The organism is Ensifer adhaerens, assembly GCF_001270265.1.
Classification (GTDB): domain Bacteria; phylum Pseudomonadota; class Alphaproteobacteria; order Rhizobiales; family Rhizobiaceae; genus Ensifer; species Ensifer adhaerens_B.
In genome coordinates this window covers 22,719-41,298 of record NZ_LGAP01000037.1, presented here as the reverse complement: position 1 = coordinate 41,298, position 18,580 = coordinate 22,719, and the positions used below count along the sequence as shown (strand labels likewise).

The 18,580-nt window shown below is 63.3% G+C and carries 20 protein-coding genes; 9 read left to right on the top strand and 11 right to left on the bottom strand.

Annotation, left to right across the window (positions count from 1 at the left end; translation table 11 throughout):
- Positions 1–13 precede the first annotated feature (13 nt).
- Positions 14–922 (bottom strand): LysR family transcriptional regulator, encoded by a 909-nt coding sequence (locus AC244_RS31115; RefSeq protein WP_053252697.1) that lies wholly within the window; start codon positions 920–922, stop codon positions 14–16.
- Between the two features lie 122 nt (positions 923–1,044).
- On the opposite strand from AC244_RS31115, the gene AC244_RS31110 reads away from it, so the two are divergent.
- Together AC244_RS31110 and AC244_RS31105 are read left to right on the top strand one after the other, a co-directional pair.
- The gene (locus AC244_RS31110; protein ID WP_053252696.1) at positions 1,045–1,956 is read left to right on the top strand and encodes an MBL fold metallo-hydrolase; all 912 of its coding nucleotides are present in this window, start codon (positions 1,045–1,047) and stop codon (positions 1,954–1,956) included.
- Positions 1,957–2,268: 312 nt separating this feature from the next.
- Positions 2,269–2,862, top strand: coding sequence for a LysE family translocator (locus tag AC244_RS31105; RefSeq protein ID WP_053252695.1), 594 nt, complete (start codon positions 2,269–2,271; stop codon positions 2,860–2,862).
- Here the strand turns inward: AC244_RS31105 and AC244_RS31100 are convergent.
- The 3 genes from AC244_RS31100 to AC244_RS31090 all read right to left on the bottom strand — a co-directional run bounded on the left by AC244_RS31100 (position 2,854) and on the right by AC244_RS31090 (position 5,826).
- A complete protein-coding gene (locus AC244_RS31100) occupies positions 2,854–3,333 on the bottom strand; it encodes a DUF2269 family protein (protein WP_053252694.1) in 480 nt (159 codons plus the stop codon). The genes AC244_RS31105 and AC244_RS31100 overlap by 9 nt on opposite strands.
- On the bottom strand, positions 3,333–4,622 hold the full coding sequence (locus AC244_RS31095; RefSeq protein WP_053252693.1) for an SDR family oxidoreductase: 1,290 nt from the start codon (positions 4,620–4,622) through the stop codon (positions 3,333–3,335). Before AC244_RS31095 ends, AC244_RS31100 begins: the two co-directional genes overlap by 1 nt.
- 178 nt (positions 4,623–4,800) lie before the next feature.
- Complete coding sequence (locus AC244_RS31090) at positions 4,801–5,826, bottom strand: hypothetical protein (protein WP_053252692.1); 1,026 nt, start codon at positions 5,824–5,826, stop codon at positions 4,801–4,803.
- A 342-nt stretch (positions 5,827–6,168) separates the two neighbouring features.
- Between AC244_RS31090 and nthA the strand changes: the two genes are divergently transcribed.
- Genes nthA through AC244_RS31075 form a run of 3 tightly spaced genes read left to right on the top strand, consistent with a single transcriptional unit; the run spans position 6,169 to position 7,827 of the window.
- The gene (gene nthA / locus AC244_RS31085; protein ID WP_053252691.1) at positions 6,169–6,813 is read left to right on the top strand and encodes a nitrile hydratase subunit alpha; all 645 of its coding nucleotides are present in this window, start codon (positions 6,169–6,171) and stop codon (positions 6,811–6,813) included.
- A complete protein-coding gene (gene nthB, locus AC244_RS31080) occupies positions 6,810–7,469 on the top strand; it encodes a nitrile hydratase subunit beta (protein ID WP_053252690.1) in 660 nt (219 codons plus the stop codon). Before nthA ends, nthB begins: the two co-directional genes overlap by 4 nt.
- A complete protein-coding gene (locus tag AC244_RS31075; protein WP_414735973.1) occupies positions 7,438–7,827 on the top strand; it encodes a nitrile hydratase accessory protein in 390 nt (129 codons plus the stop codon). The genes nthB and AC244_RS31075 overlap by 32 nt, the downstream gene beginning before the upstream one ends.
- A 345-nt stretch (positions 7,828–8,172) precedes the next feature.
- Here the strand turns inward: AC244_RS31075 and AC244_RS31065 are convergent, their stop codons facing one another.
- From AC244_RS31065 to AC244_RS31050, 4 genes are all read right to left on the bottom strand, one after another.
- The gene (locus AC244_RS31065) at positions 8,173–9,000 is read right to left on the bottom strand and encodes an anti-sigma factor family protein (protein WP_053252687.1); all 828 of its coding nucleotides are present in this window, start codon (positions 8,998–9,000) and stop codon (positions 8,173–8,175) included.
- On the bottom strand, positions 8,997–9,551 hold the full coding sequence (locus tag AC244_RS31060; protein ID WP_053252686.1) for an RNA polymerase sigma factor: 555 nt from the start codon (positions 9,549–9,551) through the stop codon (positions 8,997–8,999). The genes AC244_RS31065 and AC244_RS31060 overlap by 4 nt, the downstream gene beginning before the upstream one ends.
- Positions 9,535–9,906: a hypothetical protein gene (locus AC244_RS31055; protein WP_053252685.1), complete on the bottom strand. Its 372-nt coding sequence runs from the start codon at positions 9,904–9,906 to the stop codon at positions 9,535–9,537. The genes AC244_RS31060 and AC244_RS31055 overlap by 17 nt, the downstream gene beginning before the upstream one ends.
- Positions 9,907–10,106: 200 nt before the next feature.
- Positions 10,107–11,195: an AbrB family transcriptional regulator gene (locus tag AC244_RS31050; RefSeq protein ID WP_053252684.1), complete on the bottom strand. Its 1,089-nt coding sequence runs from the start codon at positions 11,193–11,195 to the stop codon at positions 10,107–10,109.
- Positions 11,196–11,596: 401 nt separating this feature from the next.
- On the opposite strand from AC244_RS31050, the gene AC244_RS31045 reads away from it, so the two are divergent.
- Entirely contained in the window at positions 11,597–12,724 is a 1,128-nt protein-coding gene (locus AC244_RS31045; protein ID WP_053252683.1) for an ATP-dependent DNA helicase, read from the top strand.
- 6 nt (positions 12,725–12,730) lie between these two features.
- A complete protein-coding gene (locus AC244_RS38985; protein WP_161807924.1) occupies positions 12,731–13,114 on the top strand; it encodes a hypothetical protein in 384 nt (127 codons plus the stop codon).
- Between the two features lie 107 nt (positions 13,115–13,221).
- Here AC244_RS38985 and AC244_RS31035 read toward each other — a convergent pair whose 3' ends face one another.
- The 3 genes from AC244_RS31035 to AC244_RS31025 all read right to left on the bottom strand — a co-directional run bounded on the left by AC244_RS31035 (position 13,222) and on the right by AC244_RS31025 (position 16,437).
- Positions 13,222–13,896: an MnmC family methyltransferase gene (locus AC244_RS31035; protein WP_053252681.1), complete on the bottom strand. Its 675-nt coding sequence runs from the start codon at positions 13,894–13,896 to the stop codon at positions 13,222–13,224.
- Positions 13,897–14,226: 330 nt separating this feature from the next.
- The gene (locus AC244_RS31030) at positions 14,227–14,907 is read right to left on the bottom strand and encodes a MerR family transcriptional regulator (RefSeq protein WP_053252680.1); all 681 of its coding nucleotides are present in this window, start codon (positions 14,905–14,907) and stop codon (positions 14,227–14,229) included.
- A 417-nt stretch (positions 14,908–15,324) separates the two neighbouring features.
- On the bottom strand, positions 15,325–16,437 hold the full coding sequence (locus AC244_RS31025; protein ID WP_053252679.1) for a hypothetical protein: 1,113 nt from the start codon (positions 16,435–16,437) through the stop codon (positions 15,325–15,327).
- Between the two features lie 459 nt (positions 16,438–16,896).
- On the opposite strand from AC244_RS31025, the gene AC244_RS31020 reads away from it, so the two are divergent.
- Positions 16,897–17,649: a pyridoxine 5'-phosphate synthase gene (locus tag AC244_RS31020; RefSeq protein WP_053252678.1), complete on the top strand. Its 753-nt coding sequence runs from the start codon at positions 16,897–16,899 to the stop codon at positions 17,647–17,649.
- Positions 17,650–17,950: 301 nt separating this feature from the next.
- Positions 17,951–18,574 (top strand): histidine phosphatase family protein, encoded by a 624-nt coding sequence (locus tag AC244_RS31015; protein WP_053252677.1) that lies wholly within the window; start codon positions 17,951–17,953, stop codon positions 18,572–18,574.
- The last annotated feature ends 6 nt before the right edge of the window (positions 18,575–18,580 follow it).

Below are 18,580 nucleotides of genomic sequence, written 5' to 3'. Positions count from 1 at the left end.
GAACAATGCTGGCTCATGCGGCCGACCGGCCCCGCGCCTTTTCCAGCTTTTGCAGGATCTCGACGAAGGCGCGCACCCGCGCCGGGCGAAAATGCGATGGCGGGTAGACCACGTGAATGCCGCCTGAGGGCAGCGTCCAATCGGCAAGGATACGAACGAGCCGGCCGTCGGCAAGCTCGGTGCGCACCTGATAATCCGGCAGGACGGCAAGCCCGATGCCGGCGAGCGCACAGCAATAGGCGGCATCCGTGCTGTCGACCGCCACCGGCCCTTTGCCGACCACGCTTGCCTGTTCGCCCGCTGCGTTCGTGAACGACCATTGCAGCGGCGCCTTGAGCGCGCCATTGGCGATCCAGCTCGCCCCCTCCAGAACGCGCGGATGTTCGGCCGCGCCGAGCTTTGCGGCGTAAGCGGGCGAGCAGACGAGATATTGTTCGAACGTGCCGATGCGGCGCGCCCGCTCGCTGGAATCGACCAGCCAGCCGGCGCGGATGGCGATATCGAGCCGCTTTTCGATCATGTCGAAGACGATGTCGTTGAAGGAGAGGTTGACCTCAATGGCGGGATATTGCGCGACATAGGCGGCCACCGCGTCGACGACGACACGCATGCCGTAGTCGAGAGGGGCGGTCAGCGTCAGCGTGCCGCTCGGGATCTCGGCTTCCTCCGACACCGCGCCGACTGCTTCCGCGGCGTCGCGCAGGATCAGCACGCAGCGCTCATAGAACCGCTGGCCGGTGTCGGTCGGCCGCAGCCGGCGGGTGGTGCGGATCAGAAGCGTGGTGCCCAGCTCCTTTTCGAGCTGCGCCACCTGATGGCTGACGGCGGCCTTGGCGAGGCCGAGCTTTTCAGCCGCCGCGGTGAACGACCCCGCCTCGACGACAGCGACGAAATGGGAAAGCCGGTTCAGATTGACGGTCATACGGTTTTTCCAATGATTGTCTGAAATTATCAGACAATCTGTTCAAAGTGCCGGGCTTTTTCAAGCGGGTGTCAGTCGGCATTGTCGCGTCATCGACAATCGGCTTTGGTGAAGGAGATCCCATGCAGTTCCTTATGACGCGACGCACGGCGATGAAAACGGCGATGGCGGCGGGCGCCGTCGCCCTGTTCCAGCCGGCGTCCGGCCTCGTTGCAAAAGCCGCATCGACGCTCGAATGGAGATATTTCCAGGCGGACGAGGCCGGCTTCCGCCGCACGCCGGTGCTTTTGACCGGCGAGAAGGAGGCAATCCTGCTCGATGGCGGCTTTACGCTTTCGGATGGCAAGGCGGTTGCAGAGGCGATCAAGGCGACGGGCAAGGCACTGACGACGATCTATGTCAGCTGCAGCGACCCGGACTTCTATTTCAGCCTCCGGCCGATCGTCGAGGCGTTCCCGGATGCCAAGGTGCTGGCGGCGGCGGCGACCGTTGCGGCGATCAACGCCAATGTCCAGACCAAGCTCGACACCTGGAGCCCGCAGCTCGGCGACAACGGCCCGAAGGTGCTTGCCGATGACGTCATCCCCGAAGTCACCGAGCTTTCATCGCTGACGCTGGAAGGAAACAGGATCGACATCGTGACGATCGAAGGCCTGAAGGATCGCCGCTACCTGCATGTGCCCGATCTCAACGCCATCTTCGGCGGTGTGCTCGTCTATTCCGGCACGCATGTCTGGGTCGCCGACGAGCCGACGGCGGAAGGCCGGCGGACGTGGATCGAAGCGCTCGACGCCATGGCGGCCCGCAAGCCAGCCATCGTCGTGCCGGCGCACAAGGGCGAGGGCGGGCCGGAAGGCGTCGAGGCGATCCTGTTTACCCGCGAATATCTCATTGCCTTCAACGAGGCGGAAGCCAAGGCAAAGGACAGCGCCGAGCTGATCGCTGCCATGACCAAGCTCTATCCGGATTTTGCCGACGTTTCCTCGCTTGAACTTGGCGCCAAGGTGGTCAAGGGCGAGATGAAATGGGGTTGATCGGGCGGCTCGACGCTTTCTCCAAATGCCAGAGCGTTTCCGGTTTAGATGGCGTCGCGAAAACGCTCTATCGTTCGTTTCTCCGCATTTTCCTGACGGAAAACCGCGTCGCACTTTCCCTGAAAATGCTCCAAGCGCGTTGATACGATTTGTGGCGGGGCAGGTGGACAATCCTGTCCCTCACGTGCTGATCCCCACTCTGCGCGCGTTCCGCCCGATCAGCCCGTGGTCGCCTGATGTTGTCACCATGACAATTCCGGGCTGGTTGCGGGAATTAGGTCAGCTATGACCTAATTCAATCGGAGGATGACCATGCAAGCCGACACACTCCTGGCGCTGTTTCTATTCGCATTCACCACGTCGATCACGCCGGGCCCGAACAACATGATGCTCTTTGCCTCGGGCGTGAATTTCGGCTTTACGCGGACCATCCCGCATATGCTCGGCATCGGTGCCGGCTTCTTCGTGCTGCTGATCGCCGTCGGCTTCGGCCTCGGGGCGCTCCTGCATTCCGTTCCGCTTCTCTACACCGCGCTGAAATTTGCCGGCGGCGCCTATCTCGTCTGGATCGCCTGGAAGATCGGCACGTCGCGCTCTCTTGGCGAAGGCATGGCCGGTGCGAGCCCGATGACCTTCCTGCAGGCGGCCGCCTTCCAATGGGTCAACCCGAAGGCCTGGGTCATGGCCGTCTCGGCGATGGCGACCTATACCGATAGCGAAAGCTATCTCTTCAGCGTTCTCGTCGTCGGACTCGTCTTCGCGCTCGTCAACTTTCCGAGCGTTTCGACCTGGGCCGGCTTCGGCTCGGTCCTGCGCCAATGGCTGTCGGAGCCGGCGCGGCTCAAATGGTTCAACATCACCATGGCGGTGCTGCTCGTCGTCAGCCTCTGGCCGATGCTAAAATAGCGAAAACTGCGGCTTGGCCAGCATCAGCCAGAAAATGCCGATCACGGCAAAGAAGGCCGGGAAGCCGCAGGCAAACCAGATGGCATAAAGCCGATCGAAGGCGGGCGGCAGCGGTGTGTTCTCTGCCGCGGCGAACCGCGCCAGATTGCGTAGCTGGATCTGGATCCAGACCACGGGAAGCCAGAACAGGCCGGTGACGACATAGAGGATCAGCGACAGGGCGATCCAGCCTTCGCTCAGCGACCAGCCGATGCTTGTCGCCAGCAGGTATCCGGTGATCGGCTGGAATATCACGGCGGTGGCGGTGAAGACCGTATCGGCGACCACGACCGTACCGGCAACATGGGCGATCAGCCGCGCATCGCGCGTGCGCCGTGCCATCACCATGAAGAAGGCGATGCCCGCGCCGGTGCCGAAGAGCACGGTGGCGCCGATAATATGGGCGAGGCGCAGGAGATCGTCGGCGAGCATCAGCGTTCATCCAGGATGGCAAAGGTGGCCAGCGTCAGCAGGATCGACGGCAGAACCTTGACGAGCGGTCCGAGCGGATCGCCCCAGAGCTCAGGCTCGACAAGGGTGGCGGAGACGAGATAGGCGGCGGTCAGCGCCAGCATGCCTAAGAGCGCCCGTTTCGCGTGAGGGCGGACCAACACGGCCACGCCGAGCACGACATCGGCAAGGCAGGTGAAAAGCGTCAGCGCCGTTGCCGGTGCATCCGGGAGAAAACGCAGGAAGTGTTGTCGGGCAGCCTCAAGGTCGAGGAGCGGAATCAAGCCCGACAGCAGCCAGAAAGCCGAAAGCCCGACGATCATCAGCGGCTTCAGGAGATAAAGCCGGGCAAACCAGAGATCCTGCACGCCTGCCGGGTTGGCCGAAAGCGTCTGCCCGGCCGAAAGCAGCGGGATCGCGGCACGGTTGCCTTGATCCGGCGCTGCGCCAACGCCGCCGGCCATGACGGCAAGCGCCGTCGAGCGCAGCGGCGAACGCCAGCCGAGGCGCCCGGCGATATCGGCAACGAGGCCCACCGGCGCAGCCAAGGCAGGCGACAGCGCGACGATGCGGGCGGCGGGCAGGCCGAGCCAGCGGCGATGGAGTGCGACGAGTTCGGCAAGGGTCGGGCGGTCGGTGTGGCCGAGAACGAGGTCGCTTCGATCGGGCACGAGATCGGCGACGGCGGCGCTGACGGCTTCCGTGACATCGCTCAAGGCAACGGTCTCGACGCGGCTTTGCGCATGGATGAGCGGGATCGCCAGGGGAAGGGCCGCAAGCGCCCTGAGCAGGGCCGAGCCGCCATGGGCGTTGCGGCCAAGCACGAGCGTCGGGCGCAGGATCACATGCGATATGCTGCTTGCGGCCAGTGCGTCATCGGCGCGAAACTTGGTGGCGAGGAAGGCGCGGTCAGTGCCGGCACCGCCGCGCGGGGCGGAAATCTGCACGATGCGCATCGATGGCTTGCTTTTGGCGGCGGCATAGAGCGCCAGCATGGCCGCTTCCTGGGTTACGGCCACATCGTCTGAAAGCCCGTCCTGCAGCGCGCCGGCGCAATTGACCACCACGTCGTGGTTTTCGACGAGGGTGATCCAATCCTGCGGCCCTGGCATGGTGGCAAGATCGGCCGAAAGCCATTGCGCATCGGGCATCCTGAGCTGCGCGCGGGCGACAGCGCGGCCAAGGCCGGTGACGATGTGCCCATCGGCAAGCAACCGCTGGAGGATGGCCGAGCCGACGAAGCCGGTGGCGCCGAGAATCAGAACGTTCATGACGTCAGATTACAGGGCCATGGGCCACAATTGACAATCAAAGGTAGCCGGAACATTCGAATTGTGCAGCATAGTTTCATGCGTTGAATGGGTTCCGTCTTGCAGAATGACGCAAGGAACGGCGTTTGCCGCGACAGGCTGGCGCCATTCCATAGCCAATGCGGACGTGGCGAGTTCTTCAGACGCGGAACAAGCGCATGATGATTATGGCAAGAAACACGAGCGCAGCGGTCGCGCTAATTGCAAGCCGGTATGCCCATTTCGGCGACAATCGCGGTCCATCGAGGGGCTTGCGTCTCAACAATGGCCGGATGAGTTTCTCCCTCACCGAAGCAGGGGTTGCGATTTCGCCCGAAGACTCCCCGATGGTTTCGTCGATGGCCGTTCGAATGCGATTGCGTTCCGGCTCGCTCAGTTCCAGCCGAGTGAGTTTTTCATCAAGCAGGATCGGCAACGAGACGCCTTCGGCGATGACGGCAAGGGCAGGGTAGGCATGCCCGGCAAAAGCGGTTGTCGACAGTGCGCTGCTGTCGCTCGATGGCCTGAGGTAGCGCGGTCGCTGGCCCGGCTTCATCCGGGTATAGGCTGTTTTGATCGTACCGCGCGCAAATGGCACGCTCGGGGCGTAGCGCAGGAGGTGCTTGCCGCTGGGATCGACGATGACGGGTTTCAGCAGATACCGCCGTCCGGCGGCGCGGCGGGCAAGGAGAATGGGTACAGCCTTGAACAGCATGACGAGACTGAACAGCGCAAGGCCGGCGCCGAGGATAAGGCGCTGCGCCGTTGTGCGAATGACGCTGCGATGGTCATGAGTGAGGCTGATATGCTCGGGCCTGTCACCTGCAATGGTGATGTTGCCCTGCCGGCAAAGGCCGGGTTCGCCGACCGAACGCGTGTTCAAGATATGGTCATGAGGCCGGCCATCGTGCTGAAAGCGAACGCGTGTGCTGCAGCGCTGGGGGGCTTGCGGGCCGTTGCCCTGCGGGGCGCAGTCGACCGAGCAAATCTCTGCACCGCTGATGAGAACGGGGTTCTGGCTGATGAAATAGTCGCGCCTGATCTCATCGATCGGCAGCCGCAGCAGACCGACCGTCAACGGCAATGGCAAAAGCGCCAAGAAGAGAAAGAGGAAACCGAGGGAAAAGGCGGGCGCGACGATGCGGATCGCACGGGACGGGAAAGCGCTTTCGATTGGTGTCGTCATGCGTTGCCAGCCACCCCCAATGCCCCGCCCGCCGCCTTCCGCCTCTACGGCGCCGAATCACCCCGCTTGAGAAGACCTTAGCTCAACCTATGACGTGCGATAGAGGCGGCATGCAATCATGCCTTCGTCGCTTGCCGGATGGTTGCTGGCAGCCGAAGCCGGCCTGGTTGACAGCGGTCGCCAAACCGCATCGAGCCGGACTTGTTACGGTGACAATTCTGGCCCCTGGCTGCTGGTGAAAACGATTTCGAATCCGGAGTTTATTCGCTACGACTATTGCCTCAGTGACGAGGCGGCGCCATCTGCGCGCCCATGGGGCGTCGTGCTGCGAGGAGCCAGGCAATGTCCGAACACCATCATGGCCACGATCACCATGATCACGACCATCATCACGACAACCATTTTACCGACATGGAAGCGCGGGTGAAGGCGCTGGAGACCGTGTTGACGGAAAAGGGGTTGATCGATCCGGCGGCGATCGATGCCATCGTCGAGACCTACGAGACGAAGATCGGCCCGCGCAACGGCGCCCGCGTCGTCGCCAAGGCCTGGACCGATGCCGAATTTGCCGACTGGTTGAAGCGCGACGCGACGGCGGCGATCGCCAGCCTCGGCTATACCGGCCGGCAGGGTGAGCACATGTGCGCCGTGTTCAATACGGCAGATACCCATAACCTCGTCGTCTGCACCCTCTGCTCCTGTTATCCCTGGTCGGTGCTCGGCCTGCCGCCGGTCTGGTACAAGGCGCCGCCCTATCGCTCGCGCGCGGTCATCGACCCGCGCGGGGTGCTTGCGGAATTCGGGCTGAGGCTTGCCGCGGAAACCCGCATCCGCGTCTGGGATTCGACGGCGGAGTTGCGCTATCTCGTGGTGCCGGAGCGGCCGGCGGGGACCGACGATCTCGATGAGGAAGAGCTTGCCGACCTTGTGACCCGCGACTCGATGATCGGCACCGGGCTTGCCCTTTCCCCGGAGGCATCGCGATGAACGGCCCGCACGATCTCGGCGGGAGCCACGGGCTGGGTCCGGTCGCGCCCGAGACGAACGAGCCCTATTTTCACGCCGAATGGGAAAAGCGGGCGCTCGGCGTGACGCTCTCCTGCGGCGCTTTCGGCGCCTGGACGATCGACGAGAGCCGACATGCGCGCGAATGCCTGCCGCCGGCCACCTACCTCTCGGCGAGCTACTACGAGATCTGGACGCGGGCGCTGGAAACGCTGTTGAAGCGCCACGGCTTCGTGACCCAGGCCGAGCTCGACGGTGGCCATATGCTGGAAAAAGGCACTGAGCCCAAGCGCGTGCTGAAGGCCGATATGGTTCCGGCGGTGCTTGCCAAGGGCGGCCCTTGCGATCGGCCGGTCGATGCCCGCCCGCGCTTCGTCGTCGGCGAGCAGGTGCGGACGAAGAATTTCAATCCGACGACCCATACGCGGCTGCCGCGCTATGCGCGCGCCAAGGTCGGCACGATCGAGGCGGTGCAGGGCTCGTTCGTCTTTCCTGACGATAACGCCCATGGCCGCGGCGAGAGTGCGCAGTGGCTCTATACGGTGGTGTTCGACGGCGGTGAGATCTGGGGCAAGGGCGCCGATCCGACGCTGACGGTCTCGATCGATGCCTGGGAGAGCTATCTTGAGCACCTGTAAGACGACATCGCCGCTCGCCGCTTCCGCCGAGTTGCCGAAATCGCCCGAGGGCGATCCGGTCTTTGCCGAGCCGTGGCAGGCGTCCGCCTTCGCCATGACCGTGCGGCTGCACGAAAAGGGCGTCTTTTCCTGGAACGAATGGGCCGAGGCGCTTTCGGCCGAACTCTATAAACCCGGCCGCAAGGCCGATGCCAGCGATTATTTCGACTGCTGGGTGGCGGCGTTGTCGCGGCTCGTCGCCGAGCTTTCGATCACCTCCAGCGGTCAGCTGGAGACCTTGACGCAGAGCTGGCAACGGGCGGCCGAGGCCACGCCGCACGGGCAGCCGATCGTGATCGAGAACGATCCGCTGCGATAGGCGCCTGCCAAATCTCATGAAAAGCGAACGGGTTTGCCCCTCACCCTAACCCTCTCCCCGCAGGCGGGGCGAGGGGACGTGGACAACGGCTTCGTTGCCACATGTCATCTGTTGTCAGCGAACGCGTCCGCTAAGGATGGTTGTCGTTGCACGGCGGATGCCGCATGTTTCCTTCTCCCCGCCTGCGGGGAGAAGGTGGCCGGCAGGCCGGATGAGGGGCAGCTGCGGGACGCCATCACGTAGCGTGAGCCGCCTGTGCAACTGGTGGTCATAGAGCCTTGATATCCGGCGCGTATCGACCGCCAGTTCGCTTTCCGGCCCGGGATTGTCGGGGCCAAGACGCCCTCAGCTCTTCGTCTCCCTGGCGCTCTCGAACTGGCGGTAGCATTCGTCGGCGACCTTCTGCAAAAGCGCGCGCGGCACTTCGCCGGTGACGGCGTAGCCGATCGGTCCGTCGATCCAGTAGAAGGTCTCGACGCCGCCGCTGTTGTCGATGCGGAAGCTCGTTTCGCGATTGTCGGGGTTGCGCCCGAGAAGCACCGTCAGCCGCTGGCCGCTTGCATCCTCGTACATGAACAGCGCGCCCGCCTTGCCGTTGACCGGCAGCAGCCTGCCGCCGACGAGCGAAAAACCGAGCTTCGACAGGTCGGGGATGTTGAGCGGATGATCGAGCCGCTTGCCGAGCCAAGTGGCAAGGTGGGTCTGCTGGTCCGGCCCGACCTCGACGGCGTGGCGCACTTCGCTTGCATAAATCAGGAAGGCCGATTGCGCCTGCCGCGGCAGGCTTTCACCCACCTGGGCAAGCTGTTCGGGGCGTCCGGGGGCGAGGATATCAGGGGCATAAAGCCCGGTGAAGGCGCCGGCGGCAAAGAGCAGCAGGCCGGCGGCAATACGGCCGCCAAGGCCCGCATTCCATCGATTGCCCGAAGGAGGCGCAGCCTGCCTGCCGCTCGCGGCTGAAAGCAGCGCCCGGTCGCGCTCGTCGCTGCGGGCATAGGTCGAAAACATGGCGCGAAGCTCGGTCGCCTGGCCCTGCCATTGGCGGACCTCCTCGGTGCGCGCCGGGTTGCGCTCAAGCCATTGCTCGACCCGCGCTCGGTCCGCCTCGCTCAGGAAGCCATCGACATAGGCGTGCAGGTCATCGTCGGAGACGGTGTTCAATTCGTCCGTCATTTCGGTCTCCGCATGCTAATCACGTTGTCGTCCTTCATCGCTTCGGCAAGCTGGTGGCGCGCCCGCGACAGGCGCGACATCACCGTGCCGATCGGAATGGCCAGCATGTCGGCCACATCCTGGTATCGGTATCCCTCGATCACCACGAGCATCAGCACCGAGCGGTTTTCCGCCGAAAGGCCGTTCAGCGCACGTTCGAGCCGCGAGCGTTCGAGCGGGTCGCTCTCACGGGTTTCCACCTGCAGGCCGAGGTCGTCGTCGAGCTCGACCTGCGGGTGCAATGCCGTGTGCCGGTGCCGGTTGCGGCTGAGATTGGTCATGATGGTGAAGGCCCAGGCGCGCAGGTTGACGCCACGCCACTGGGCGCGGCGCGCCAAAACCTTCTCGACACAATCCTGCAGCAGGTCTTCGCCGTCCGGATCCGAGCGCACGAGGCTGCGCGAATAGCGCCGGAGCGCCGGCATCAGCGCCAGCACGTCCTCCTCGAACCGGTCGGATGCGGGGCCGTCTGCCCCCGCATCCGCATTTGCGCCGTCACGGCTTGACGACATCCCATTCGCCCTTCAAGCCGTCTCCGGTAATGTCACCCATCTTCGCGTCCTTGATAAAGAAGTAGAGCGGCATGCCGTCCTTTGCCCACTGCTTGGCTCCATCCTTGCGCTCGACGATCGTAAAGGCGCCTTCGGCCGTCGCATCGCCTTCGACCATGAACGGCGGCCAGTTCTTCGCGCATTCGTCATAGCAACTGGAAACGCCGCCCTTGTCGTCCTTGTAGGTGTAAAGCGTCATGCCGTTTGCTGCGGCCAGCACATTGCCCTTTGCCGTTTCGACCGTCTTGACCGGAGGTGCCGCAAAGGCAGCGCCGGCGACAAGGGAAATGGCAATCGCTAGGGGTAACGTTCTCATGGGAGCTTTCCTTCCTCAAGTTGTTTCTACTGCCTAATTCCTCAGCGTCCTTTGCGCGTCATCCTTGACGCGCGGCGCTGTAGCGGAGCGCGCAGGCGCGCGGATCCTGACATGAGACACGGAGGGGGCGGGGATTATTCCCGGATGTGTTGCATCGTCACAAATTTCTCAAGCGCCGACGCAAACGAGCTGTGCCGCGTTCAGGCGCGGTCGGCGACGAAGCGGGCAAGTGCCGGGCCGATCATGGTGATGATCATCAGGCGGGCGCTCTGCAGCGCCATGACGAAGGAGAGGTCGACATTGCTGGAGGCGGCGATCACCGCGATCGAATCGAGCCCACCCGGGCTGGTGGCGAGATAGGCCGTCAGCGGGTCGATGTCGGCGACCTTGATCAGAAGCAGGGCGAGCAGGCCGGAAAACGAGATCAGCACGACGATCGAGACCACCGTCGGCACCAGCGCGCGGCGCGCATGGGCAAGGATGGAGCGGGTGAACCCGAGGCCGATGTTCCAGCCGAGCAGGGCGTAGCAGAGCGCCAGCAGCCATTGCGGCAGTTCGGTGGTCATGACGCCGCTGACATTGAGGGCGGCGCCGACGAGGAACGGCAGCAGGAAGGCGCCGGCCGGCACGCGCAGCATCCGGCCGGCAAGGGCCGCACCGAGCCCGACGGCAAGCGTTGCCAGGAACGGCAGTGCGGAGACCGGCTCGAACCAGACGATCGCGGTTTCCGCCTCAGCGCCGGTCACCCAGAGATGGGCGACCATCGTCGCAGTGCTGGCAACGAAGATGACGCGCAGATACTGCATGAAGGCGACGAGGCGCGCATCGGCGCCATAGGCATCCGCCATCAAAAGCATGGTGGAGGCGGCACCTGCCGACGAGCCCCAGATCGCCGTCGTGCCCGGCAGGATGCGCATGCGGGTGATCACCCAGCCGCAGAGCGTGCTGACGGCGATGACGGAGAGAATGACGCCGAGGAACAGCGGCCAGTTGCCGGAAAAGGTGCCGAGCATGCCCGGCGTCATCGCGCCGGCGATCATCATCGCCAGAATGAACTGCACGCAGAAGAACAATTGCTTGGGCAGGCGAATGGTGCAGCCGTTCATGCCGAAGAGCACGGCCGCCAGCATCGGCCCCATCAGCAAGCCGGCGGGGATGCCGATCAGTTCCAGCACCGTCGTAAACACCACGGAGACCAGCGTCAGAAGCAGCCATTGCAGCGCCGGCGCAAGGCGGCCGATGCCGACGGCTTGAGAAGACGAGGGCGTGGCGGGCTGGTCGGGCTTCAAGGGCATTCTCCGGCATTGCCTCAGTCGGCTGGCGCGTTCGTGCCGGCCTGATCAGGATGGCGCGGGCTGTCCCGTCGCTGGATCGGTATGCCACGCAACCGCTCGTTAGCAGCATTGCGCGCGGGCATTCAAGCGGCAGGCGGGCCAGAGGGCCAGAAAGTGCCACAGCGGATAGGGCGGGAGGCCGAAGCGGCCGTTTGAAATGGGTGATCTGCCGTCGCCTGCGCCATTGCGAAGCGGCGCTGTGCATGCTTGCGCCCGGCGGATTGGGGATAGCGCTTTGATTTGGTGTGTATTTCAGGATGGATGTCGCTGCGAGCGCAGGGACTTGGCGACCATGACAGGCTGCCGGCTGGAAATCCGGGCTTGCTTGTGCACCCCGAATCCTGACACTTCGCGTCATGCAATTTGCTCCGCAACAGGACGAGGCCCTCAAGGCCGTTTCGCAATGGCTGAAGGAAGGCCGCTCGCAGCTCTTCCGGCTGTTCGGTTATGCCGGCACGGGCAAGACGACGCTTGCGCGCCATTTCGCCGAACATGTCGACGGCGACGTGCTGTTTGCCGCCTTTACCGGCAAGGCCGCCCAGGTGCTGCGCTCCAAGGGGGCGAGCAACGCCAAGACCATCCATTCTCTGATCTACCGGCCGCGCGGCGAGGAGGAGGTTTCCGACGAGGAAACCGGCAAGACCTCGATCGCGCCGATGTTTTCCATCAACCGGCAAAGCCCGGTCGCCAAGGCGGCGCTGATCATCGTCGACGAATGCTCGATGGTCGACGAGGCGCTCGGCAAGGACCTGATGAGCTTCGGCACGCCGATCCTGGTTCTGGGCGACCCCGGCCAGTTGCCGCCGGTTTCGGGCGGTGGCTACTTCACCAACCAGGAGCCGGACTATCTGCTGACCGACATCCACCGCCAGGCGCGCGACAACCCGATCATCCGGCTGGCGATGCAGGTGCGCGAAGGCAACGAGATCATGCATGGCGACTACGGCACCACGCAGGTGATCGGCCGCGGGCAGGTCAACCAGGAACTGGTGCTGGAGGCGGACCAGGTGCTGGTCGGCACCAACAAGACCCGGCGGCGCTACAATCAGCGGCTTCGTGAGCTCAAGGGCTTTACCAGCGAATATCCGCAGTCCGGCGACAAGCTGGTCTGCCTGCGCAACGACCCGGCCAAGGGTCTGCTCAACGGCTCGCTCTGGCAGGTCATGAGCTCGTCGAAGGAAACGGTGAAGCCCGGGATCAATCTGATGATCCGCCCGGAAGACGACGATATGGATCGGGGTGCGGCCAAGATCAAGCTGTTGAAGGCGGCCTTCGAAGAGGTCGAGGGCGAAATCCCCTGGTCGACGCGCAAGCGCTACGACGAGTTCGACTTCGGCTATGCGCTGACGGTGCACAAGGCGCAGGGCTCGCAGTGGAACAACGTCGTGCTGTTCGACGAGAGCTGGGCCTTCCGCGATACCCGCGAGCGCTGGCTCTATACCGCGATCACCCGTGCTGCCGAACGCCTGACGATCGTTCGCTGACGGCGGGTGGAAAACTCCGACCGCTTTCCCTCATTCCTGTGCTTGTCACAGGAATCCAGCCAAGGCGCGTCGGCGCCGTCAGAGACAGCTTTCAATGCCGGAGTTTTCCTCGGTTCTTCCGCGCCGCGGACGCGGCGCTGCTGGATCCCTGTGACAAGCACAGGGGTGAGGGCCGGGCGAAACATCAGGGATGTCGAAGCCTTCTGCAACCGTTGCGTTGCGGAAGGGCTGGCGCTCGGAGCCATCCACCAGGCCGATGGCTACGTGTTCGCCAACACCAAAAAACCCGTGCGGGAACCCAATCTCGGTTTTGAACCGCGCCTTCCGCAACGCTTGATTGCCCGCGGCAGCAGCGCTTTCTATCGTGCCGCAGACGCGGCGTTGTCGTGATGGGGCGGCCTAGCGAGACGCCGGCGGGCAGCTGCAATGCAGATACTACCGTCACCTAAGCCGATGCCCGTTTGGCGAAATGAAGGGCCGCCCCCAGAACGGGTTTGCTACCGTTTGGTCGCCATCCACAAGACATGGCGGGCGCCACCGCGTTTGCCATTGGCACGCACATTCACCTCGTCGGTGGCAAAGCCAACCTCGCGCAATCGGCGGGTAAAAGCGCTGTCCGGCGCGGACGACCAGACGGCAAGCACGCCGTTGGCGCGCAGCGCAGCTTTGGCGGCACGAAGACCGGTATGGTTATAGAGGCTGTCGTTGGAGGGGCGCGTCAAGCCATCGGGGCCATTGTCGACATCAAGCAGGATGGCATCGTAAGCGGCCGTCTTCGATCTAATCAGCGCGCCGACATCACCGATATGGATATCGACCCGCGGATCGTCGAGCGTGCCTTGGTGGAGCTCCGCCATAGGTCCGCGCGCCCACTCGACGACGGCGGGGACGAGTTCTGCGACGACCACCCGGGCATCGGCCGGCAGCACGCCGAGTGCGGCCCGCAAGGTAAACCCCATGCCGAGGCCGCCGATCAGCATGCTGGCGTTTTTCCGGCCTGCGATCCGCTCATAGCTAAGTGTCGCCAGTGCCTCTTCCGAGCCGCTCAGCCGGCTGTTCATCAATTCCGTCGAACCCAGCATGATGGAAAATTCGCTGCCGCGCTGCTTCAAGCGCAACTCGTCGCCATCACCGGGAATGGTTGCGCGGTCTAGCTGAATCCAGGGAAGCATCGGGGTATCTCATTTGCGTTGTTTGCGCGCCTCGTAACATGAGCGTGGTGCTGAGAACATCACATTATCGATGAACCAGGGGGAATTGCGGCCGAATTGACCCCGCCACCTAGAGCGTTTCCGGTTTAGACGGACTCGCAGAAACGCTCTATCTCTCTGTTTTTACGCATTTCCTGACGGAAAACCGCTTCGCACTTTTCCTGGAAATGCTCTCTGGCCGGAGATTTTTTGGCTTTGGTCGCACCGCAGACGCGGCGCTGCTTCATCCCTGTGGCAAGCACGGGGATGAAGGCGAGAAAAGCGCGCCGGCGCGACGCATGATCGCCCCGGTTACTCCGCGGCGATCATGCCGGATAGCACGGCCTTGGCGATGGCCTGGAAGCGGTTGTGGGCGTTGAACTTACGGATGATGCCGGCCTCGAGCGTGAGGGCGGCCGCCAGGTCCATCTCCATCAGCCGGGCGATGCGTGAGGCGGGATAGCCTTCGGCCATGAAGGTGAGGCATTCGCTTTCGAGAGGCGAGAGATGCACGTGTTCGTCGGCATTGGGCGAGGCCTCGCCATATCCGGCCTCGCCTTCCAGTAGTTCGGCGATGCGTTGCATTTGGCGGCGCAGGTTGGATTGCTGGGCGGCCAGTTCCCGGCGCCGCGACAAGAGCGCCTCCTTGAACAGCCGTTCGGCCTCAGTCTGGTCTTCAGCGCCGGCGAGACTTGAGAGCAGTTCCTGGATGGCCGCGATCGGCATGTCGATTTCGCGGCAGGCGTTGATGACGGCCATGCGCCGGATATGGTCCGGGCCATAGACCCGCATCGGCCCCATGCGGGCGGCGATCAGCAGGCCCTTCTCCTCATAGAAATGCAGGGTGCGGTGGGTGACGCCGAAAGCATCGGCCATATCGGCGATTGCCAGCGGACCGGAGGGATCGTGGTGGGGAAGCGGCAGTTTGGGCAGGTGGCCGACACGCTCGGGCGCCGCCAGCGCGCCCTCATATTTCCAGTAGTCTCGCGGCATATCGATTGTCCCCGGTTGACAGTGCCTTGGCGCTCGTTCAGGGCGGGAAGGCGGCCGTCACGCTTCGATTTGCTGCATAATTGATCCCGATATCGCTGCCGATTTACGGAATTATGCCGCAGGCATCCGGAACCCGCCGCGATCGTGCGGTGCAACCGGAGCGGAACCGATCCACGCTCCGAGGCCACCGCCGTTCGTCGACGATAGCGCCTGCTGCTCGGCTGGGGCACACCGCGCGAAGGGCGCGTTACTGCTGACAATTGTGCTTGCCTGACGAGCAACCAGGCACCAATTCCCAACGCATGACTACACCGTATACGCGAATCGCATATATAAATAGTCCTTAATATTGCAGGGGAATTGCTGGTTTGAGCGGTGCTGGCGGCCCCCTTTGGGCGCAGGCAGCATGGCCTTCCGTCAGTGGCCGATGACCCGGAGCGGGCTGTTTGCACTGAGGATGAAGAGAGGCTCATCGCCGCGTAACGGCGCCAGCTTCTGCTGGCAGGACCAGGCCTTTTCGAAGCTGCCGCGGGTCAGCTGCTTCCGGTACTGTGCGGTCGCTGTCATGCAGTCCATCAGCGGGCTCTGGATCTGTTCCTCGCTCGCATGGGTATAGATCTCGCCATCGAGAGAGAACAGTTCGGATGCCAGTGACATGCTTTCAAACAGCAGGTCCGGTTCGCTCTTCAGCCGTTCGAGGGTGATGAAATCCTGCCGCAGCGGCACGCCTTCGCCGTCATGCTTGAGGGTCACGCGCACACCGGCTGCGGGCGCATCGTACCAGGTCAGATCCAGCGAAAACGACAGCGCCGCATTGCGCGATACCGGTCGCCCGGTGTCGCCGTCGGTTGCGCGCGCCAGCGTCTTGTGGCGCTGGGCGGCGGTGCGAAGGGCGGTGGCGAAAGCTTCGACATCGCTGTTCTGGTCGCCGGATATGGTGACGTTGACGGAGGGCAGGACACGCTCGATCGAATGGCGGCCGTTGAAGAGCTTCGCCTGCGCATCGATCTCCAACGTCATCTCCGGCGAGGGCAGAGGCGCAAACAGGAGCAGCGGCAGCACCGATAGAACGGCCAGCGGGGAGGACAACGGTGCCGGCGGCCAGGCCGATTTCTGGCCGGGAAGGCGCTTCCTCGTCAGCTTCGGCTGACGGGCCCGCGGTTCGGCGGGGCTGGCCGCGTCGATCCGCTGACGGCTGTATTCCGGTACATAGGTGCCTTTCGGAATGATCAGGTGCCATTCGTCTTCGGCGCCGTCGGTCTCGTAATAGACCTTGAGCAATTTGCGCAGCTTGCCCGCATGCACCCGCACCAGCGGGTCGCTGTCGGCATTGAACGCCTGGGGACGGTCGAAGACGTCGATGGCGATCGAATAGCCCTTCAACTGGGGGCCTTCGCCGATCATCTCCTTTTCGACCACATAGGAGAGAAAAGCGCGCAGCCGTTCGGAACGCGCGAAAGCCTTGCTCTCGAGGATGCGGCGAAGGTTTTGCCGTATCGTCTCGTCGCAGGGTCTTTCGACCGTCGTCATCGGTTGTTGCTCCAAATTCATTTGCCGCGAAACTTTATGAAAATGATCGAAGGGCAGACTGCCGCACTTCGATATGATTCGGAAATTTAGGCCCAAAAAAAGCTGTTGTCAGGAGTGCCCGTCTCTAAACTTGAGTTTTATCTGAAATAAACGCAGGAATTGCGTCCTTCCCCTGTGGCAGAATGAAGCGGCGCGACATTTTTGGGCCCGGAACGGGTGGCTCCCAGCTGGTTGCTGCCTTGATTCATAGGCCCGATGGGACGCCTTGCATGTCAGACCTCACCAATGTCAAGGTTTCGTCAAGACACGGCTGACAAACGAGCGATGTCGGGACCCTGCATTCGCTGGCGGACGTACTCTTTGGAATTGCTGCATAATCTTGGCCCAAACCGTTTTCGGTTTTTGCAATTATGCAGTAGAAGATTGCATTGACATTGCCCGCCTCTGGAAAGTTCTGACATGCCCGCAAAACTGTCCGTGAATCTGAATGCCGTTGCCATGCTGCGCAACCGGCGCGATCTTCCCTGGCCGTCCGTCACCGCGCTCGGCCGCATTGCTCTCGAAGCCGGCGCAAGCGGGCTGACGGTGCATCCGCGCCCCGACCAGCGCCATGTCCGCTTTTCCGATCTGCAGCCGATCCGCGATCTCATCGACGACGAATTCGCTTCGACCGAGTTCAACATGGAAGGCTACCCGAACGAGGAGTTTCTGCGCCTCGTCGAAACGCACGAGCCGGAGCAGGTGACGTTGGTGCCGGACGATCCGGCACAGGCGACCTCGGACCATGGCTGGGACTTCCGCAAGAACCACAACCTGCTCGGCAGCGTCGTCGGCCGGTTGAAGAAGAAGGGCTTTCGCGTTTCGCTGTTTGCCGATGGCGACGAGGATGCGGAGGCTCTGCGCATCGCCAAGGAAACCGGCGCCGACCGCATCGAGCTTTATACCGGCCCCTATGGCGGCTGCTATGACGACCCGGAAAAGGCGGGAAAGATTGCCGCCGAGCTCGGCCGCACGGCAGAAATCGCCGCCAGCCTCGGGCTCGACGTCAATGCCGGACACGACCTGACGGTTGCCAACCTGCCGTTGCTTGCCAAGCACATCCCGAACCTTGCCGAAGTGTCGATCGGCCACGGCCTGACCGCGGATGCGCTGGAATACGGCATGGCCGAAACCGTGCGCCGCTTCCGCCGCGCCTGCGGCCAGACGGTTTGACCTGACAGGTTGCCCGCGACGCCCGACGCAACAGCTAACCGGGTCGAGCGGCTGGTGGGCATTGAGCACGACGGCAGTGGGGCGTTGCGAGTTTCGTGACGTACCTCACGCGCTGTCATGACGGTACACCCGTTCTCACAGCGCTGCGCCGGCGCTGTAACATTTTAAATTTGCTGCATAATCTTCTCCTTGGATCGATGGCGATTTAGGGAGCCATGCAGTTGCTGCGCCGCGAAAGCCGGCCGGCGAAGCATTCGCCTCGAGGCGTCCTTTGCGACCCGAAATTCTTGAGATTGCCGATATGAAAGACGTTTTTGTCGTCACCCATACCCAATCCATCCACCACGAAGAGGACAGGGTGGGAGGCTGGTACGACACCGATCTGACTGCCCGCGGCAAAAAGGACGCAGAGGCAACGGCCGAACGTCTGCTGGCCCTGATTGGCCGGCGAGAGGTGGAAATCCATAGCTCGGATCTTCGTCGCGCATCCCAGACGGCAGCCGCAATCGCAGAGCGCTTCCAACGACCGGTGACGGAGACTGCTGACCTCAGGGAAATCAGCTACGGCGTGGCCGGCGGAAAGCCGCAGGCGTGGCTCGACGCACGCTATACACCGGCGCCGGACGACAACCGGCTCGATTATCCCTGCGGGATCGATGGCGCGGAAACCCGGCGCCAGGTTGCAGCCCGCGTCTACCCTTGCGTGAACGCGATCGTGGAGCGGCCTTGCGAGATGCAGATCATCGTGACGCATGGCTTCACGCTCACTCTGGTTCTTGCCGCCTGGATGAAGATACCGATCGATGCCTCGGGGTTCCTCAGCTTCCCGGCAAAATCCGGGAGCATCACGCATCTGCGCCAGGACGACTTCTTCCGAAATCGGGCAGTTGTCAGCCTGGCGGATGTTTCACACCTGAATTTCTAGGCGCCG

Bases quoted from the DNA above. Each gene is read 5' to 3' on its own strand.
- nthB (WP_053252690.1), top strand. From the start codon at position 6,810: ATGAACGGCCCGCACGATCTCGGCGGGAGCCACGGGCTGGGTCCGGTC.
- AC244_RS31115 (WP_053252697.1), bottom strand. From the start codon at position 922: ATGACCGTCAATCTGAACCGGCTTTCCCATTTCGTCGCTGTCGTCGAG.
- nthA (WP_053252691.1), top strand. From the start codon at position 6,169: ATGTCCGAACACCATCATGGCCACGATCACCATGATCACGACCATCAT.
- AC244_RS31100 (WP_053252694.1), bottom strand. From the start codon at position 3,333: ATGCTCGCCGACGATCTCCTGCGCCTCGCCCATATTATCGGCGCCACC.
- AC244_RS31035 (WP_053252681.1), bottom strand. From the start codon at position 13,896: ATGCTTCCCTGGATTCAGCTAGACCGCGCAACCATTCCCGGTGATGGC.
- AC244_RS31020 (WP_053252678.1), top strand. From the start codon at position 16,897: ATGCCCGCAAAACTGTCCGTGAATCTGAATGCCGTTGCCATGCTGCGC.
- AC244_RS31030 (WP_053252680.1), bottom strand. From the start codon at position 14,907: ATGCCGCGAGACTACTGGAAATATGAGGGCGCGCTGGCGGCGCCCGAG.
- AC244_RS31110 (WP_053252696.1), top strand. From the start codon at position 1,045: ATGCAGTTCCTTATGACGCGACGCACGGCGATGAAAACGGCGATGGCG.
- AC244_RS31095 (WP_053252693.1), bottom strand. From the start codon at position 4,622: ATGAACGTTCTGATTCTCGGCGCCACCGGCTTCGTCGGCTCGGCCATC.
- AC244_RS31015 (WP_053252677.1), top strand. From the start codon at position 17,951: ATGAAAGACGTTTTTGTCGTCACCCATACCCAATCCATCCACCACGAA.
- AC244_RS31025 (WP_053252679.1), bottom strand. From the start codon at position 16,437: ATGACGACGGTCGAAAGACCCTGCGACGAGACGATACGGCAAAACCTT.
- AC244_RS31090 (WP_053252692.1), bottom strand. From the start codon at position 5,826: ATGACGACACCAATCGAAAGCGCTTTCCCGTCCCGTGCGATCCGCATC.
- AC244_RS31075 (WP_414735973.1), top strand. From the start codon at position 7,438: ATGCCTGGGAGAGCTATCTTGAGCACCTGTAAGACGACATCGCCGCTC.
- AC244_RS31060 (WP_053252686.1), bottom strand. From the start codon at position 9,551: ATGTCGTCAAGCCGTGACGGCGCAAATGCGGATGCGGGGGCAGACGGC.
- AC244_RS31045 (WP_053252683.1), top strand. From the start codon at position 11,597: ATGCAATTTGCTCCGCAACAGGACGAGGCCCTCAAGGCCGTTTCGCAA.
- AC244_RS31055 (WP_053252685.1), bottom strand. From the start codon at position 9,906: ATGAGAACGTTACCCCTAGCGATTGCCATTTCCCTTGTCGCCGGCGCT.
- AC244_RS31065 (WP_053252687.1), bottom strand. From the start codon at position 9,000: ATGACGGACGAATTGAACACCGTCTCCGACGATGACCTGCACGCCTAT.
- AC244_RS31105 (WP_053252695.1), top strand. From the start codon at position 2,269: ATGCAAGCCGACACACTCCTGGCGCTGTTTCTATTCGCATTCACCACG.